This is a genomic window from Micrococcus sp. FDAARGOS_333, assembly GCF_002206575.2.
GTDB classification, from domain to species: Bacteria; Actinomycetota; Actinomycetes; order Actinomycetales; family Micrococcaceae; genus Micrococcus; species Micrococcus lylae.
On record NZ_NJFJ02000001.1, the window covers coordinates 2,458,455 to 2,474,516 of the forward strand.

A 16,062-nucleotide genomic window follows, 5' to 3' on the forward strand; every position below is an offset into this window, starting at 1 on the left:
TGCTCGGTTCTCAGTCACGGCGCCCACGGTACTTGCCCGTCCGGCGCCGCCGTTACCCTGGCGGTCATGTCAGGTCCCAATGCGTCACGCACGCTGCACCCCGCCGTCCCGGTGGACGTGACGCTGACCCTCGGCGTGCTCCAGAGAGGCCACGCGGATCCGTGCGTGCGCGTGGCCCCGGAGGGCATGTGGCTCACCCGCCGGGTGGATGCGGAGGGGGCGGCGGCCCCGGCGAGCCTGCTGGTGCGCCGGGCGCCCTCCGCGGAGCGGCCGTCCCCGATCCGCGTGGAGGCCTGGGGTCCGGGAGCGCAGGCGGCAGTCGCGGAGGCGGAGACCCTCCTCGGGCTTCACGACGACGGCTGGGCAGCCTTCGAGGACCTCCTCACCTCCGGCGGGCAGCGGCTTCCCCACCACGTGGCGTCTGCCCGGCGGACCCGGCCCGGCCTGCGCCTGCCGGCGCACGGCCGCCTGGCCGAGCAGCTGGTCACCGTGGTGCTGGAGCAGAAGGTCACCCATGATCAGGCCCGCCACGGGTGGCGGCAGCTGGTCCGGGCGGTCTCGGAGCCGGCGCCGGGGCCTGGGCCACGCGGAATGCTGCTGCCGCCGGACCCCAGGGCGGTGCTGCGGGTGCCCAGCTGGGACTGGCATCGGTTCTGGGTGCAGCCGGCGCAGACGAAGGCGATCCTGCAGGTGGCCGAGCGTGCCGAGGCCGTCGACCGGCTGGGCCGGCAGGTGCGGCCCGGAGACGTGGCGGCGACGGCGGAGCTGGCTCGGCGGCTGCAGTCCCTGCCCGGGATCGGGGCCTGGACCGTGGCCGAGGCGCTGCAGCGCAGCCACGGGGCGGCGGACCTGGTGGCGGTCGGGGACTTCCACCTGGCCCATCATGTGGGGCAGGTGCTCACCGGCCGCCGTGTGGACGACGCGGGGATGCTGCGGCTGCTCGAGCCCTGGGCCGGGCACCGGCAGCGGCTGGTACGGATGATCGGGCTCTCCGGCGAGCGCCGGGAGCGCTTCGGTCCGCGGCTGGCCCCGGAAGACCACCGCGGGCGGTGAGGGGCACGGGGCCGCCGCGGCGGACCGTGGCCCGGTGGGTAGGTCTCCGCCCAGGATCCGGCGGTTGCCTCCTGCACAGGCGACCGGCCGTCGTCGTTCTCCACAGACGCACCGTGCTGCGGGCCGACGGGCCGACGGCGAGGCCGGCCACCCTGCCAACGTGGGTGTCGGAGACGCCGGAGGGGCGCTCCCCGGGCGGCGACGGGCCGCCCGGTCCACGCGAAGGAGGGGCCAGATGTTCCAGGAGCACCGGGACAGGGACGAGGACCAGGTCGAGGCGTACGGGCGGGACTGGGACGCCGGGGACGGCCGGGGCGGCGCTGACGGCGGGCAGGACCTGCACCCACACACCGGCGAGCTCGCGGAGGTGGGTGCGCTGATCGAGGAGGACCCGCTGACCGCGTTGCTTGCCGCGCCGCGGCGCAGGAAGACACCCGCGGAGGCGGCCGCCGCCGGTATCCGCGGCCCCGGCACGCCCGGGACCATGCAACCGGGCGAGCGGGCGTCCGTGATGATCGTGGCGCAGTCCTCAGGTCCGGAGGACGGCATCGAGGAGGCCCTCGACTGGATCGAGGCGTTCGAGCGGGACTGCGGCCTGCTGCTGGACACCGAGGCGACCGCCTCGTTCGCCGTGGCCAGCGCGGACGTGCTGCAGGACGGATTGTGTCCCCCACGCACGGAGTCCCCGGCCGAGCTGGTCGAGTTCATCCTCTTCGAGGGCGTCTGGTACCACCGCGGCAACGTGCCGGCCGCTCCCCCGGACGACAACGGCGTCTCGGCCTGGGGCTGGATGTACCACCGGGCGATCAGCAGCGCCCGCCCGGACGCCCTCTGCTCGATCTGGGACGTCTACCCGCTCCCCTGTCCCGGGCAGGGGTGAGGGCGGGGCGGGTCGTCATCGTCTCGGCGACGCCGCGGAGCCGCCCTCCCCTGAGAGGGCGGGCCGATGCCGGGCTCAGCCGCGGGCGGCCTTCTGCGCCTCGACCATCTTGGTGCCCTCGGCGCGCAGCTCGACCTTGCGGACCTTGCCGGAGACGGTCATGGGGAACGCGTCCATCACCTGCACGTAGGCCGGGATCTTGTAGTGCGCGATCTTGCCGGTCGCATACTCCTCCAGATCCGAGGCGGTGAGGGGGGAGGCACCCTCCCGCATGATCAGGCAGGCCATGAGCTGCTCGCCGTACTTCTCATCCGGCACGCCGACCACCTGGACGTCCTGGATGTCCGGGTGGGAGTAGAAGAACTCCTCCACCTCGCGCGGGGAGATGTTCTCACCGCCGCGGATGATGAGGTCCTTGATGCGGCCCTCGATGCGGGCGTAGCCGTCCTCGTCCATGGAGGCGAGGTCTCCGGTGTGCATCCAGCCGTCCTCGTCCAGGACGGCGGCGGTGCGCTCGGCATCGTCCCAGTAGCCGGACATCACGGAGTAGCCGCGGGTGCACAGCTCGCCGGTGGCGCCGCGCGGGACGAGCTCTCCGGAGGCCGGGTCGATGATCTTGGTCTCCACGTGCGGCATGGAGCGGCCCACGGTCTCGGTGCGGCGCTCGAGGGAGTCGTCGCGGCGGGTCATGGTGGACACCGGGGCGGTCTCGGTCATGCCGTAGCAGATGGCCACCTCGGACATGTTGAGCTTGTCGATCACACGGCGCATGACCTCCACCGGACAGGTGGAGCCGGCCATCACGCCGGTGCGCAGGGTGGACAGGTCCAGCTGCTCCACCTCGCGGCGGGCGAGCATGGCGATGAACATGGTGGGCACGCCGTAGAGCGAGGTGGCTCTGGTGTCCGCTGCTGCGTGCAGGGCGGCCATCGGTTCGAAGCCGCGGGATGGGATCACGGACAGGGTCCCGTGCGAGACCGCGGCGATGGTGCCGATGACCATGCCGAAGCAGTGGAAGAACGGCACCGGGATCACGAGCACGTCCTGCTCGGTGTAGCCGAGCAGCTCGCCGATGTGGAAGCCGTTGTTCAGGATGTTCAGGTGGGACAGGGTCACCCCCTTGGGGAAGCCCGTGGTGCCCGAGGTGTACTGCAGGTTCACCGGGTCCTCGGCGGACACCTCCTTCTCGCGGGCGGCCAGCTGCTCGTCCGAGACCAGTTCCGCGCCGGCGAGGAACTCGGTCCACGTGGTCTCCGTCACGGGCGTCTGGGCCACACGAGCCGGGACCTCACCGGGACGCGCGTGCGGGTAGGAGTCCTCGGTGGGCTCGCCCGGGGTGGGGAGCATGATCAGCTGGCGCAGCTCAGGCGCGGAGCCGGCGGCCACCTCGCGGGCGGTACGCGGCGGGTTCATGCGGTCGTCCGGGCAGGCCACCACCAGGCCGCGCATGGTGCACTGCTCCACCACGTAGGTGAGCTCATGGGTGCGGTAGGCCGGGTTCAGGTTCACCAGGATCACGCCGGCGCGGGCGGCGCCGTAGAGCAGGGTGGTCCACTCGGCGACGTTCGGGCTCCACATGCCGATGCGGTCGCCGTTCTCGTAGCCGGCGGCGATGAGCGCCTTGGCCACGGTGCGGGAGTCCTCCTGCAGCTGCGCGAAGGTCCAGGACCGGCCCGTAGAGGTCTCGAGCAGGGCGGGGCGGTCCGGATGCGCAGCGCAGATCCCGTCCAGGTTCTGCGCGAGCGTCTGCTCCAGCAGCTCCACGTCGGTGGGGCCCGCCGTGTAGGACATCTCGGCGGTGGGCTGCGGCTCGGTCATTCGGGTCCCTCCTGGCGTCGTCTAGGTCGACGGATCCGGCCGCGCCGCAGCGCAACGATGTTGTGGGCCGAGGACACCACACATCCACTGTGATGCGGAGCACAGGCATGCCGTCGCAGTGGAGCGTACCCCGGATCGCCGCGGTGACGCGAGGTCCTTCTCAGGGCGCCCCCCGGGTCGGGGCGGGCGGCCCCGGCACCGGCACCGGCACCGGACCACCGCGCCTGAAAAACGGTGAGAGGCTCAAGACAGGCGAAAGGCCCGGAACCGAGAATCGGTTCCGGGCCTTCCGACACGGTGGCAGATGAGGGATTCGAACCCCCGTAGGCAATGCCAGCTGATTTACAGTCAGCCCCCTTTGGCCGCTCGGGTAATCTGCCGCGCGGCCCGCGACTCAGCGCTGCTCGGCACTTCGCAACGGGCGAGAGAAAACTCTACAGCAATGTGCGGCGCCCGGCCAATCGGCACGGGCCAGACCCGCTCCCGTCCCGGTAGGCTGGGCGCAGATGCGGCCGCGCGCCGCCGTCCACGCCCGTGCAAGCACCGTGTCCCACGGCTGCGCAGGACGGTTCGGCGACCAGCCCGGACAAGACAAACACCTCAAGACAAAGGAGCACCCGTGGCCAGCGATTCCACGTTCGACGTCGTCAGCAAGGTGGACAAGCAGGAGGTGTCCAACGCCCTGAACCAGGCGCAGAAGGAGATCGCCCACCGCTACGACTTCAAGGGCGTCGGGGCAGAGATCGACTTCTCCGGCGAGAAGATCCTCATGAAAGCGAACTCCGAGGACCGCGTGAAGGCCGTCAAGGACGTCTTCGCGTCCAAGCTGATCAAGCGCGGCATCTCCCTGAAGTCCCTCGACGCCGGCGAGCCCTATGCCTCCGGCAAGGAGTACCGCCTCGAGGCCGGCATCAAGGAGGGCATCGACCAGCCCACCGCGAAGAAGATCACCAAGCTGATCCGGGACGAGGGCCCGAAGTCCGTGAAGGCCTCCATCCAGGGCGATGAGCTGCGCGTCTCCTCCAAGTCCCGCGACGATCTGCAGGCGACCATCGCCATACTCAAGGACTTCGAGGACGTCGACCTGCAGTTCATCAACTTCCGCTGACGCGGTCCCAGACGAGGAGAGAGATGCTCTACCTGATCGACCCCCGCGGCCACGTGTACGAGGCCGAGACCACCTTCGGCGCCGCCCGTGCCCGCGAGCGCGTGGACGGCCGCCGGCTCGAGGACCAGGCCTGGCACAAGGCCGCGATGCTCCTGGGCTACGACGACTACCTGGACATCGCCCTGCGCCACGGTGTGACGTGCTCCAAGGGCCTGATGCTGGACGCCGGCTTCGTGAAGCACGCCTTGGCCCCGTCCCAGCTCAAGGCCTCCGGCCGCAACCAGGAGGCCGTGGCCGTGCAGGTGCAGGCCGTCGGTAGGGACACGGAGGACCGCCGCACCCGCCTGCATGAGCGCGCCATGATGGTGAAGAACGCCCTGTCCGGCCACAAGTCCCGTCTGTCCGAGGCCGAGGACAAGGCCCGCGAGATCCTGCAGGCAGACGTGAAGCAGGAGCTGGTCCGCCACTGGCAGTCCCTCGGCGGCATCCTCCCGGAGTCCACCTCCGCCGAGCTGCACGCGCAGCAGGACTGATATGTACGGGCTCCTGTCAAGCAGGCAGGGGTGAAGAGGGACACCCACTGGCCGGTGGGTGCCCCTCGTCGGCGTTCAGCTGCTGTGTCCTGTGCCGATCGCGTATCGGTGATCGACGCCTGGTCGGTCTGATATGCGCCGGATGGCTTCCGCAGGACGCTGGTTTCGGTGGGAGGATCATGGCTGCTCTGAAGTCGAGCGTGACCGCTGGACTTGTTCAGCCCGGTGACTGCTCACAGTCCTTGCGCCGGTGTCTTCCTCACACTGCACCGGCACCGGTGTCAGCAGTGAACGCAGTCTTCATACCGGCTCATGTATCCAAGGTCGCCATCGACCAGCACCAGCCAGCCATCTCTCGGGCCACCGCAGTCGTGCCACGGTGTACCGCCTCTTCGCCGCGGTGAGCATCATCCACTTCCGATGCAGACGCCGGTTGCCGGTGCGCGTGATCGTGCCCAGCGATCCAGAACCGCCCGAGGTGAAGCGCCCTGGGTTTCGTTCCGATCCAACTGAAGGAGAATCGGAACATGCCCAAGAAGTACAGGCCTTCAGCTGCGTGAGCGCGCCGTGCGGATGGTCCTCGAACGCCAAGCCACCCAGGGAGGGCCTCGCTCACACTCGATCCGGGCCATCGCCCCGCAAGTCGACGTCGTGGCCACGATGGGGTGGGTGCACTGGTGGAACACCTCCCGTCTTCACCAGGCCCTGGGCTATCGCACGCCCGCGGAGGTCGAGGCGGCCTACACTCACGACCAAGACGTAGCGCCCGTTGCGTCCTGACCTCGGAACGAAACCCAGGGCGCTTCAACTTGATCGATCGGGCATGGACATCGAGTCCGACGCTAGTCTCGCGCTTCTCGGCCCCATTGCGGGGACGCTGGCCCCGGTCTTCTGCTGTCTCGTGATGACGCTGAGCGGCATCCCCTGGGAGTACAACGTCGTGTTCAACCCGATGCTGGCCGAGGCTCGCACTGTGACGATGGCCATCCTGTTGCTTGCCGGCGCCTACCTGCACTGCAGGTACGGCCATCGCGAACCGATTCGTTCCTAGCCCGCGCTCAGGGCGTGGGTACGCGGCCGTCGTAGCGGAGGAAGCCCGGCTGGGCGCGCATCAACAGGCTGACCCCCACGATGCACAGCACGCCGCCAGCCACCAGGGTGAGCCCCTCCCCCAACGCCGCGGAGGCGCCGCCCTGGATCATCTCGCCCAGGCGGGGTCCGCCGGCCACGACCACCACGAACACGCCCTGCAGGCGGCCCCGAAGGCGGTCCGGGGTGGCGGACTGCAGGATGGTGGTGCGGAAGACCGCGGAGACGGAGTCGGCGGCGCCGGCCACGGCCATGCACACAACGGAGCCGGCCAGCGCCCAGGTGAGGCGGCCGTCGTCGGCGGGCAGGCAGGCACCCCACCAGACGACCACACCGAACGTGGCCACGGCGCCACCCCAGATGAGGATGCACACGTAGGTGCCCAGCCCGTGACGGTGCATGCGGGTGAAGGTGCCGGAGAACAGGCCGGCCAGGAACGACCCGGCGGCCATGGCGGCCAGCAGCAGACCCACGGCGGACTCGCCGCCGCCGAGGATGACCCCGCCGATCGCCGGCAGCAGCGCCCGGGGGAACGCGGTGGCCATGGCCACGATGTCCGCCAGGAACGTCATGCGCACGTTCGGCCGGGTGCCCAGGAACCGGAACCCCTCCACCACCGAGGAGATGCCGAGCCGCTGCGGCTGTTCTCCCTCCTCGCGCTGCGGCGGCAGGGACGGCAGCCGCCAGACCGCGTAGAGGGCGGCGAGGAAGGTGACCACGTCGATCGTGTAGGTCCATGCGTAGCCGATGGACGCCACCAGCACGCCGCCGAGCAGCGGACCGACCATCATGGCGATGGAGAACGTCATCATGTTCAGCGCGTTCGCCGCCGGCAGCAGCTTCACGCCCACCAGCGCCGGGATGATGGCGCCGCGGGTGGGCTGGTTGATGCCGGAGGCCGCTGAGTGCACGGCGGTCAACCCGTAGAGCAGGGCCACGGACTCGATGCCCAGCCAGGCGTGGGCGGCGATGCCCACGATGGTCAGCCACATCACCAGTGCGGACCAGAGGGCCACGGTGCGGCGGTCGTACCGGTCCGCCACCGCCCCGCCGTAGAGCCCGGCCACCACCAGCGGCACCAGCGCGGCCAGGCCCAGCATGCCCACCGCGAAAGACGACCCGGTGAGCGCGAAGACCTCCAGGGACACCGCCACCAGCGTCAGCTGCGTGCCGACGAAGGACAGGGTGTTGCCCAGCCACAGGCGCCTGTAGTCGGCGGAGACCCGCAGCGGGGTCAGGTCGGCCAGAAGCCGCGGCATCAGCTGTGGACGGCCTCGCGCATGATGCGGATCTGCTCGGCACGGTCCACGACCTTCACCCGCTCGCGCTCCACCGGACCGGCCTCGGTGGCCGCACGGCCCAGGGACCTCTCATGCTCGTCCAGGACATGCCAGCCGGCCCAGGTGGTGTACTCCACACCGCGGTCCTCGAGCAGGGTGATGATCGAGTCCTCGGCCGGATCCTGCGCGGTGTACAGGGAGTCCACGTCCTCGATGAGGTGGGTGATGGTCTCCAGGGCACAGCCCTTGGTGTGTCCGATCAGGCCGACCGGGCCGCGCTTGATCCAGCCGGAGGCGTACAGGCCCGGGACCGGAGTGCCGTCGGCGCCGAGCACGCGGCCCTCGGCGTTCGGGATGACGCCGCGGACGTCGTCGAACTCCACGCCGTCCAGCGGGGAGCCGAAGTAGCCCACCGCGCGGTACACGGCCTGCACCGGGTAGTCCACCGTCTCCTGCGTCGGACGGATGCCTCCCTCACCGTCCAGCTCCATGCGGCGCATGCGCAGGCCGTCCACGCGACCGTCGCCGTCGGCGTCCAGGAATTCCTCCGGGGCCTGCAGGAAGTGCAGGTGCAGGCGGCGCGAGGCGGAGGAGGTGCGGTCCTCCTGCTCCATCAGCCAGTTCGTCAGCGTGCCGACCATGGTGCGGGTCTGGTTGTTGGACTCGATCGCGGCCTCCGAGCCGGCGTCGAAGTCGAAGTCGTCCTCGTAGAGCACGATGTCCACGTCCCGGGAGTGGGCGAGCTCCCGCAGCTCCAGCGGCGTGAACTTCACCTGGGCCGGGCCTCGCCGGCCGAACACGTGCACGTCCGTGACGGGGGAGGCCTTGAGCGCCTGGTACACGTTGTCCGGGATCTCGGTGGTGAGCAGGTCGTCCGCGTGCTTGGACAGGATGCGGGCCACGTCCAGGGCCACGTTGCCGTTGCCGATGACCGCGATCTGCTGCGCGTCCAGGGTCCACTCGCGCGGCACGTCCGGGTGGCCGTCGTACCAGGAGGCGAAGTCCGCGCCGCCGAAGGAGCCCTCCAGCTCCACGCCCGGCACGTCGAGGGCGGCGTCCTTGACGGCGCCGGTGGCGAACACGATCGCGTCGTAGTGGCGGCGCAGGTCCTGAAGGGACAGGTCCGTGCCGTAGTCCACGTTGCCGAGGTAGCGGATGTCACCGCGGTCCATCACCTTGTGCAGGGCGTTGACGATGCCCTTGATGCGCGGGTGGTCCGGGGCCACGCCGTAGCGGATCAGGCCGAACGGGGCCGGGTAGCGGTCGAACAGGTCGATGGAGACCTGGAAGTCGCGCTCCTGTTTGGTGAGGATGTCGGCCGTGTAGACGCCGGCGGGGCCTGCTCCGACGATGGCGATGCGCAGCGGGCGGTCGGGACGCGTGGTCACGGCGTGGGTGTCCTTCCGGTGGAGGTGTTCGGCGGCGGTCCGCGGGAGCCGGGCGGAGCTCTGCGCCCAGGGCGGACCGACCGTCCATCCTACCGGCGCACCGCCGCTTTCCGCGGTGAGGCCGGTCACCATCAGCGCCGCCCCGGGGCACCACGACGACGGCCGCTCCCCGATGTGACGCACCCACCGCCCGCCCGTGGCCGGGCGGGTCTACAGTGGCCCGGTGACCACCCGATCCTCGTCCTCAGCACCGCCCCCCCGGCACCGCGGACAGCACCTCGTCCACTGCCGAGGCCTCCGGCCTGGCCGTCGGTGCCGGCGCCTATGCGATCTGGGGCGTGCTGCCGCTGTACATGGCGGCCACGGCACCGGCCTCCGCCATGGAGATCGTCATCATGCGGATCGGCTTCTCCCTGCTGTTCTGTCTGCTCCTGCTGGCCGTGCTGCGGCGCTTCGGGGACCTGCGGGCCGCCCTGGGGACGCACTGCCGGGTCGCCGGTGTGGTGCTGGCCGCGGTGGCCGTGGCGGTGAACTGGCTGCTCTACGCCGGATCGGTGACCTCCGGGCATGTGCTGCAGGCCTCCCTGGGGTACTTCATCAACCCACTGGTCAACGTGGCCCTGGGCGTGCTGCTGCTGGGCGAGCGCATGCGCCGCGCCCAGTGGGCGGCGGTGGCGATCGCCGCAGTGGCGGTACTGGTCATCACCGTGGACGCCGGGCAGGTGCCCTGGATCGGCCTGGGCCTGGCGTTCTCCTTCGGCCTCTACGGGCTGGCCAAGAAGCGCACGGGCGCCCCCGTGCACCCGGTGGCGTCCATGACGGCCGAGACCGTGGTGCTGCTGCCGGTGTTCGTGGGCGGCACGGTCTGGCTGGCCGCGACGGGCACGCTGACCACCGGCCTGCACGGCGCGGCACACTTCTGGATCATGGCGGCCTCCGGCGTGGTCACCGCGGTGCCGCTGATCATGTTCGCCACCGCGGCCCGGACCGTGCCGCTGTCTGTGCTGGGCATCCTGCAGTACATCGCGCCGATCGGACAGTTCCTCCTCGCGGTCACGGTGTTCGGTGAGCACATGCCCGCCGGCCGCTGGATCGGATTCGGCCTGATCTGGCTGGCGCTGATCGTGTTCACGGCGGACCATCTGGCCGCCGCCCGGGCACAGCGGCGGCTGATGCGCCGGGCCTAGACTGGCCGCATGCCTCCCAAGCCTCCCGCACCCGTGTACCTGCCCGGCTTCCAGAAGCTCGTCCCGGCCCTGCTCGGCGAGGACTGGGCGCACGACGACGGCCTGACCGGCGCCGAGGTCGACCGCCGCCTGGACGAGTCCCCGGCAGCCGAGCAGCTCGGCGAGGACCTGGTCCTGCCGGCCGCCCTCCGCGAGTTCTACCTCGCCCTCGGCAACTGCGGCGACCTGCTGGAGACTGCGCACTTCTTCTGGGACCCGGACGACCTCGAGGTCCGCGACGGCTTCCTGATGTTCTTGGAGGACGCCGAGGAGACCGTCGTCTGGGGCCTGCCCGTGGACAACCTGCCGCTGCCGGACCCGATCGTCTGGCGCCGCTCCTCCGGCGCCGATGACGAGGACGGCGAGTGGACCGACGAGGGCGGGACGTTCTCCGAGTTCGTCACCGACCTGCTCGCCTGGACCTTCGAGGACGAAGAGGAGGACCGCTGATGCCCTCCCAGACCCCGGGCTCCGCCGCCGGCTCCGCTCCGGAGGCCGGCCCTGCCCGCTCCCCTGATGCCCCGCGCGGCTCCGACATCCCCTCTCAGGCCCCGGAGGGCTACGTCTGCCCGTTCTGCGGCCTGGTGGCCGGCGACTGCTCGGACCCGGGCAACCGCTGCGAGCTCGAGGACGTCGTCTACCAGGACGAGGACCTCGTGGTGCTCATCGCCTGCGACGGCTTCGGCGACCACGAGGGCCACGCCATGATCATCCCGGCCCAGCACTATGAGAACCTCTACGAGATGCCGGACCGGGTGCTGCAGCGCACTGCGCTGATGGCCCGTCAGGTCGCCCTGGCGATCAAGCGGGCGTGGAACTCGGAGGGCACCTCCACCCGCCAGCACAACGAGAAGGCCGGCAACCAGCACGTCTGGCACTACCACCTGCATGTGTTCCCCCGGTACTCCGGGGACATGCTCTACCGCCAGCTGCGCCACGCCGTGGATCCGTCCGTCCGCGCCGTGAAAGCCAAGGAGCTGGCCGCCGCCCTGGACGTGGGGCCGACCCGGATCTGAGGCGGCCGTCCCGCCCCTGACGCGCAGGAGCCCCACCCGTTCGGGTGGAGCTCCTGCGCCTGTCTGCGGCGCGCCTCAGGAGGAGCGGTCCACCACGTAGTCGGCGAAGCCTGCGAGGGCGTCCTTCACCGCGGAGTCCGGCAACGGCGCCAGGATCTGCTTGGCCCTCGCGGCGTGCGCGCGGGTCATCTCCCACGCGCGCTCCATCACCGGATGGGCGGTCACGGCGGCGACGGCGGCGGCGAGCTGCTCATCCGTGTCCAGCGGGCCGTCCACGAGCTCGATGGCCTTCCGGGCGGACTGTGCCTCGGCGCCGGCGCCCACGGCCTCGCCGCGCAGCAGGATGGTGGTCAGGGTCGGCACGCCCTCGCGCAGGTCGGTGCCGGGTGCCTTGCCGAGCTGCTCCTCGGTGGAAGTCAGGTCGATCAGGTCGTCGGCCAGCTGGAACGCCAGGCCGACCTCCTCGCCGTAGGCGGCGAGGATCTGCACGGTCTCCTCGTCCGCTCCGCCCAGCAGCGCGCCGAGCATGCCGGAGGCGGCGATCAGCGAGCCGGTCTTGCCGCCGATGACCTGGAGGTAGTGCTCGAGGTGGTCCTCGCCGGCCTGCACGCCGCGGGTCTCCCACAGCTGGCCCAGGACGAGCCGCTCGAAGGTGTCGGACTGCATACGGACGGCACGCGGACCGAGCTCGGACATCAGCTGGGAGGCACGGGCGAACACGAGGTCGCCGGCCAGGATCGCGGCGGAGTTGCCCCACAGGCGGTGGGCGGTCTCCACACCGCGGCGCACGGGGGCCTCGTCCATGACGTCGTCGTGGTACAGGGTGGCCAGGTGGGTCAGCTCCATCACCACGGCGGCCTGACGGACCGCGGGGTTGACCGGGGCCACGTCCCCGGAGCCGAGCTCCGGGTCCGCGATGAGCGAGGCCATCACGGTGAGCACGGGGCGGATGCGCTTGCCGCCGGCGGTGAGCAGGTGGCGGGAGGAGGTCTCCGCGAAGACGTCGTCGCTCGTCAGAGCCTCGTGCAGCTGCGTCTCCACCGCGTCGAGGGCGTCGGTGACGGTGTCGAGCACGCGACCGTGCCCGGCCAGCGATTCGAAGCCGGCGGGCAGAGTGAAGCCGTCAGTGGAGGTGGTCACCGTGCAAGCCTACCCAACCCCGCGGCCCGGTCCCCCCACCGGCAGCGCGTCGGCCGTGGTCAGCGCGGGCGTGGCGGTCTCGAGCAGCCGCACCAGGCGGTCCACGGCGTCCCCGCCGCGCGGGTCCACGAGGTTGCCCATCATGCGCACGACGATGCGGAACAGCGGCGGCGTGGCCATGCCCAGGGCCAGGCCGGCGCGCATCACGGCCGGATTGCCGATCAGCTTCGCGAACTGGCGGCCGAGCTGGAAGTGGCGGCCCCAGAGGTGCTGGGTGAGCACCGGGTAGCGCTGCAGCACGGCGTCCGCGCCGCGCGCGGTGCCGGCGGCCAGGGCCTGCACGGCCAGGTCCGCGGCGTGGCGGGCGGCCTCCATGGCGAAGCCGATGCCCTCGCCGTTGAACGGGGAGACCATGCCGGCGGCGTCGCCCACCAGGAGCATGCCGGGCACATGCTGCGGGGTGCGGTTGAACGCCATGGGCAGGGCGGCGCCGAGGATCCGAGACTGCCGGGTGTCCTCACCGATGCCCCAGTCGGCCTCGAGGGCCCCGGTCCAGTCCTTCAGCAGCTGCCGGTAGTCCAGCTTCCCGAACTGCGGGGAGGTGTCCAGGATGCCGAGTCCGACGTTCACGGTGCCGTCGGCCAGGGGGAACAGCCAGCCGTAGCCCGGCAGCGGGTTGCCGTCCGCGTCCGGCAGGCGCAGCCAGGACTCCATCCACTCGGTGCGGTCGCCGGCCAGGGCCGGAACGGCGCCGTCCGGTCCGGGGGCACCGGCGGTGTAGTAGGCGCGCACGGCCACACCCATGGGGCGGTCCTCGCGGCGGTGGATGCCGGCGGACACGGCGGCGCGGGTGGAGTTGCCGTCGCAGGCGAGGGTGATCGGGGCCTGCACGTGCACGCGGCGGCCGGTCCTGCGGCCGCGCTCGTCCAGCTGTTCGGCGGCCAGCCCGACCACACGCCCGGCCTCGTCCCGCAGCACCGAGCGCACGACGTGGCGCTCACGCACGTCGGCGCCGGCGGTGCGGGCGTGCTCCACGAGCAGGCGGTCGAAGTCCTGGCGGGTGCGGGTCAGCGCGTAGTCCGGCCAGCTCTCGGTGGTCGGCCACGGCACGTCCACGCCCCTGAAGCCGGCGCGCAGGCGCAGGCCGCGGATGCGCTGCCAGCCGCCGTCGTCCCCGGCTTCGCCGCAGTGGGGAACGCCCAGCAGCTGCAGCTCCTTCACGGCCTGCGGGGTGAGGCCGTCTCCGCACACCTTCTCCCGCGGGTGCGCGGTCTTCTCCAGCACCACCACGTGCACGCCCGCCCGCGCCAGGTGCCAGGCGGCGGTGGCGCCGGCGGGTCCGCCTCCGGCGATCACGACGTCGGCACGCACCGCGTCGGGCACCTCGCCGGGCTCTGTGGACGGGTCGGGCACGGTGTGCCCGTCATGGGACCGGGGGTTCATGCGGTGACCTCCGTGGCGGTGGTGCCGGCGCCGTCGTCGGCGAAGGTGGCGCGGACGGCCTCGGCGAGCGCGGCGGCCACGCCGGGGCGGTCGGCGCGGTCGCAGCGGACCTCGATCAGGCGGCGTCCGCCGGTGTGGTCGGACAGGGCGTGGACGAGCTCGGCGGGAGTGGCGGCCGGCACGTGCTGCACGCCGTAGGCCCCGGCGAGGGCGGCGAAGTCCACGGAGTGCGGGGTGCCGAACAGGCGCTCGACGATCCCGCCCATGCCGGGGACCTGGGCGACCTGGCCGTGCTCGAGGCCGGCGAAGATCGCCCCGCCGGCGTCGTTGACCACCACGAGGTCCAGGTCGGGCTCGTCCTCGTCGGTGCCGGCGAGCAGGCCGCCGGCGTCGTGCAGGGCGGTGAGGTCGCCGAGCAGGGCCACGGTGCGGCGCTGGCTGGCCAGAGCCACGCCCGCGGCGGTGGAGACGGTGCCGTCGATGCCGGCCAGGCCGCGGTTGGCGTAGACCTCGTTGTACGGGGTGGCCGGCGGGCGCCACGTGAGGTCCACGTCCCGGATCACGGACGAGGATCCGAGCACCAGCGGCCCGTGCACCACGGAGGCACAGATCTGGGCGGTCTGCTGCGGGGTCAGCCCGGAGCGCGGCTGCACGCCGAGCAGCACGTCCTCCACGGCGGACTGGGCGCGCATGGAGGCGGCCTGCCAGGCGTGGAGCCAGCCGGCCTCGCCCTGGCCGGCGAAGTCGGCCAGGTCCTCCAGACAGGAGAAGATCTCCTCCCGGCGGCGACCGGCCTCGAACCACGGGGCCGGTTCCGGGACGTAGAGGGCGGTGTCCACGTCCGTGCGGCGCAGCAGGGCTGCCACGGGACGGGTGAGGGTGGGGCGGCCGAAGAGGACCACCCGGTCGATGCGCTCGGTCAGCGGGTGCCCGGCAGGGCCGTCGGCGGCGCCCGCTCCCGCGGCAGGGCCGAGCAGCAGCGGGTAGGCCGCGATCGCGTTCACGCTGAAGCGGGCGTTGGAGCTGGGCTCGGCCAGCAGCGGCAGGCCGAGGGCCATGGCGAAGGCGGCGGCCACGGGGCCGGCGTCGTGCCCGGCGAGCACCACGGTCCGGCGCTCGGCGCGCCCGGCGACCTGCAGCTCCGGGAAGCCGGACAGGTCCGTGCCGGCAGGACGCCACACCTGCACGGGCGCGGCCTTCTGCGCGGCGGCCAGGCAGCCGGAGAGGTCCGGCAGCGTGCCGGTCGACGGGTGCGCGTCCAGCACCTCGCCGCGGCCGGTCTCCGGCAGGACGTGCTCGGCGCCGCCCGGGGCGAGGGCCCCGATGCGGGCGGCCTCCGCGTCATCCGGGACCAGCGGCTCGGCGAAGTGCAGGTTCAGGTGCACCGGTCCGGACGGGGCGTCCTGGACGGTCACGGAGCCGCCGTCCTCCGAGGCGAGGAAGCCGTCGGCGGCCAGGAGGGCCGAACGGACGGCGGAGGCGACGCGTGTCAGGTGCGCTCCGCCGTCGTGCCCGCCCTCCGGTGAGGAGTGCAGGGAGGCGGCGAAGCGGACGTGGTGCGGGAAGACCCCCGGCTGCTCGGTGGTCTGATTGGCACCGGTGCCGACCATCTCGGCCGGACGGTCCGCCGTCAGCGCGACCACGCGCGTGCCGGCGTGGAAGGACTCCATCAGGGCCGGCAACAGGTTGCCGACGGCCGAGCCGGACGTGGTCACCACGCCGACCGGGCGGCCTGAGCCCAGGGACAGGCCGTGAGCGAGGAAGCCGGCGGAGCGCTCGTCGATGCGCACGTGCAGGCGGACCTCGCCCGCGCGCTCGCAGGCGGCCAGCGCATACACGAGAGGGGCCGAGCGGGAGCCGGGACAGATCACGACCTCCCGCATGCCGCCGTCGATCAGGGAGTGGACCACCGTGCGCGCCACGGCCAGGGAGTCGGCTGAAGTCATGGTGCCCACCAGTCTAGGCCGGTCCGCCCCCGGCGGACGGACCGGGCGGTGCGGGGCTGGGCCAGCACGCAACGGGCTCCACGCGGGCACGGCCGAGGCCCGGACACCAGGTGTCCGGGCCTCGGAAGGTGCCGGCGACGAG

General features: G+C 72.0%; 14 protein-coding genes, 1 tRNA gene and 1 pseudogene. 9 read left to right on the top strand and 7 right to left on the bottom strand.

What is annotated here, in order from left to right; genetic code table 11:
* Positions 1 to 66 precede the first annotated feature (66 nt).
* Together CEQ11_RS10950 and CEQ11_RS10955 are read left to right on the top strand one after the other, a co-directional pair.
* Positions 67 to 1,053 carry a DNA-3-methyladenine glycosylase gene (locus CEQ11_RS10950; RefSeq protein WP_088478614.1) on the top strand — a complete coding sequence of 329 codons (987 nt, stop codon included), beginning with the start codon at positions 67 to 69 and terminating at the stop codon, positions 1,051 to 1,053.
* Between the two features lie 235 nt (positions 1,054 to 1,288).
* Entirely contained in the window at positions 1,289 to 1,933 is a 645-nt protein-coding gene (locus CEQ11_RS10955) for a hypothetical protein (protein WP_088478615.1), read from the top strand.
* Positions 1,934 to 2,008: 75 nt separating this feature from the next.
* Here the strand turns inward: CEQ11_RS10955 and CEQ11_RS10960 are convergent, their stop codons facing one another.
* Positions 2,009 to 3,751, bottom strand: a complete 1,743-nt coding sequence (locus CEQ11_RS10960; protein ID WP_088478616.1) for an AMP-binding protein — start codon at positions 3,749 to 3,751, stop codon at positions 2,009 to 2,011.
* A gap of 298 nt (positions 3,752 to 4,049) precedes the next feature.
* Positions 4,050 to 4,131 (bottom strand) — tRNA-Tyr (locus CEQ11_RS10965).
* A 239-nt stretch (positions 4,132 to 4,370) separates the two neighbouring features.
* On the opposite strand from CEQ11_RS10965, the gene CEQ11_RS10970 reads away from it, so the two are divergent.
* The 4 genes and pseudogenes from CEQ11_RS10970 to CEQ11_RS10985 all read left to right on the top strand — a co-directional run bounded on the left by CEQ11_RS10970 (position 4,371) and on the right by CEQ11_RS10985 (position 6,443).
* Positions 4,371 to 4,859 (top strand): YajQ family cyclic di-GMP-binding protein, encoded by a 489-nt coding sequence (locus CEQ11_RS10970; RefSeq protein WP_088478617.1) that lies wholly within the window; start codon positions 4,371 to 4,373, stop codon positions 4,857 to 4,859.
* A 23-nt stretch (positions 4,860 to 4,882) separates the two neighbouring features.
* On the top strand, positions 4,883 to 5,392 hold the full coding sequence (locus tag CEQ11_RS10975) for a hypothetical protein (protein WP_088478618.1): 510 nt from the start codon (positions 4,883 to 4,885) through the stop codon (positions 5,390 to 5,392).
* A gap of 651 nt (positions 5,393 to 6,043) precedes the next feature.
* Positions 6,044 to 6,172: pseudogene (locus tag CEQ11_RS13500) on the top strand (IS3 family transposase); the annotation flags it as partial.
* Positions 6,173 to 6,215: 43 nt separating this feature from the next.
* The gene (locus CEQ11_RS10985) at positions 6,216 to 6,443 is read left to right on the top strand and encodes a hypothetical protein (protein WP_088478620.1); all 228 of its coding nucleotides are present in this window, start codon (positions 6,216 to 6,218) and stop codon (positions 6,441 to 6,443) included.
* 7 nt (positions 6,444 to 6,450) lie between these two features.
* On the opposite strand, the gene CEQ11_RS10990 is transcribed toward CEQ11_RS10985, so the two are convergent.
* Positions 6,451 to 7,740, bottom strand: coding sequence for an MFS transporter (locus CEQ11_RS10990; RefSeq protein WP_088478621.1), 1,290 nt, complete (start codon positions 7,738 to 7,740; stop codon positions 6,451 to 6,453).
* A complete protein-coding gene (locus tag CEQ11_RS10995; RefSeq protein WP_227718850.1) occupies positions 7,740 to 9,149 on the bottom strand; it encodes an FAD-dependent oxidoreductase in 1,410 nt (469 codons plus the stop codon). The genes CEQ11_RS10990 and CEQ11_RS10995 overlap by 1 nt, the downstream gene beginning before the upstream one ends.
* A 302-nt stretch (positions 9,150 to 9,451) precedes the next feature.
* On the opposite strand from CEQ11_RS10995, the gene rarD reads away from it, so the two are divergent.
* The 3 genes from rarD to CEQ11_RS11010 are packed head-to-tail and all read left to right on the top strand — an operon-like array spanning position 9,452 to position 11,391.
* The gene (gene rarD / locus CEQ11_RS11000) at positions 9,452 to 10,336 is read left to right on the top strand and encodes an EamA family transporter RarD (protein WP_088478623.1); all 885 of its coding nucleotides are present in this window, start codon (positions 9,452 to 9,454) and stop codon (positions 10,334 to 10,336) included.
* Positions 10,337 to 10,345: 9 nt separating this feature from the next.
* Positions 10,346 to 10,825 carry a hypothetical protein gene (locus CEQ11_RS11005; RefSeq protein ID WP_070638388.1) on the top strand — a complete coding sequence of 160 codons (480 nt, stop codon included), beginning with the start codon at positions 10,346 to 10,348 and terminating at the stop codon, positions 10,823 to 10,825.
* Positions 10,825 to 11,391 (top strand): HIT family protein, encoded by a 567-nt coding sequence (locus tag CEQ11_RS11010; protein WP_088478624.1) that lies wholly within the window; start codon positions 10,825 to 10,827, stop codon positions 11,389 to 11,391. Before CEQ11_RS11005 ends, CEQ11_RS11010 begins: the two co-directional genes overlap by 1 nt.
* Before the next feature lie 75 nt (positions 11,392 to 11,466).
* On the opposite strand, the gene CEQ11_RS11015 is transcribed toward CEQ11_RS11010, so the two are convergent.
* Genes CEQ11_RS11015 through menD form a run of 3 tightly spaced genes read right to left on the bottom strand, consistent with a single transcriptional unit; the run spans position 11,467 to position 15,920 of the window.
* On the bottom strand, positions 11,467 to 12,531 hold the full coding sequence (locus tag CEQ11_RS11015) for a polyprenyl synthetase family protein (protein WP_088478625.1): 1,065 nt from the start codon (positions 12,529 to 12,531) through the stop codon (positions 11,467 to 11,469).
* A gap of 9 nt (positions 12,532 to 12,540) precedes the next feature.
* Complete coding sequence (locus CEQ11_RS11020) at positions 12,541 to 13,974, bottom strand: geranylgeranyl reductase family protein (RefSeq protein ID WP_088478626.1); 1,434 nt, start codon at positions 13,972 to 13,974, stop codon at positions 12,541 to 12,543.
* Complete coding sequence (gene menD, locus CEQ11_RS11025) at positions 13,971 to 15,920, bottom strand: 2-succinyl-5-enolpyruvyl-6-hydroxy-3-cyclohexene-1-carboxylic-acid synthase (protein ID WP_088479025.1); 1,950 nt, start codon at positions 15,918 to 15,920, stop codon at positions 13,971 to 13,973. The genes CEQ11_RS11020 and menD overlap by 4 nt, the downstream gene beginning before the upstream one ends.
* Positions 15,921 to 16,062 lie beyond the last annotated feature (142 nt).

Bases quoted from the DNA above. Each gene is read 5' to 3' on its own strand.
- CEQ11_RS10950 (WP_088478614.1), top strand. From the start codon at position 67: ATGTCAGGTCCCAATGCGTCACGCACGCTGCACCCCGCCGTCCCGGTG.
- CEQ11_RS10955 (WP_088478615.1), top strand. From the start codon at position 1,289: ATGTTCCAGGAGCACCGGGACAGGGACGAGGACCAGGTCGAGGCGTAC.
- CEQ11_RS10960 (WP_088478616.1), bottom strand. From the start codon at position 3,751: ATGACCGAGCCGCAGCCCACCGCCGAGATGTCCTACACGGCGGGCCCC.
- CEQ11_RS10975 (WP_088478618.1), top strand. From the start codon at position 4,883: ATGCTCTACCTGATCGACCCCCGCGGCCACGTGTACGAGGCCGAGACC.
- CEQ11_RS10985 (WP_088478620.1), top strand. From the start codon at position 6,216: ATGGACATCGAGTCCGACGCTAGTCTCGCGCTTCTCGGCCCCATTGCG.
- CEQ11_RS10990 (WP_088478621.1), bottom strand. From the start codon at position 7,740: ATGCCGCGGCTTCTGGCCGACCTGACCCCGCTGCGGGTCTCCGCCGAC.
- CEQ11_RS11005 (WP_070638388.1), top strand. From the start codon at position 10,346: ATGCCTCCCAAGCCTCCCGCACCCGTGTACCTGCCCGGCTTCCAGAAG.
- CEQ11_RS11010 (WP_088478624.1), top strand. From the start codon at position 10,825: ATGCCCTCCCAGACCCCGGGCTCCGCCGCCGGCTCCGCTCCGGAGGCC.
- CEQ11_RS11020 (WP_088478626.1), bottom strand. From the start codon at position 13,974: ATGAACCCCCGGTCCCATGACGGGCACACCGTGCCCGACCCGTCCACA.
- menD (WP_088479025.1), bottom strand. From the start codon at position 15,920: ATGACTTCAGCCGACTCCCTGGCCGTGGCGCGCACGGTGGTCCACTCC.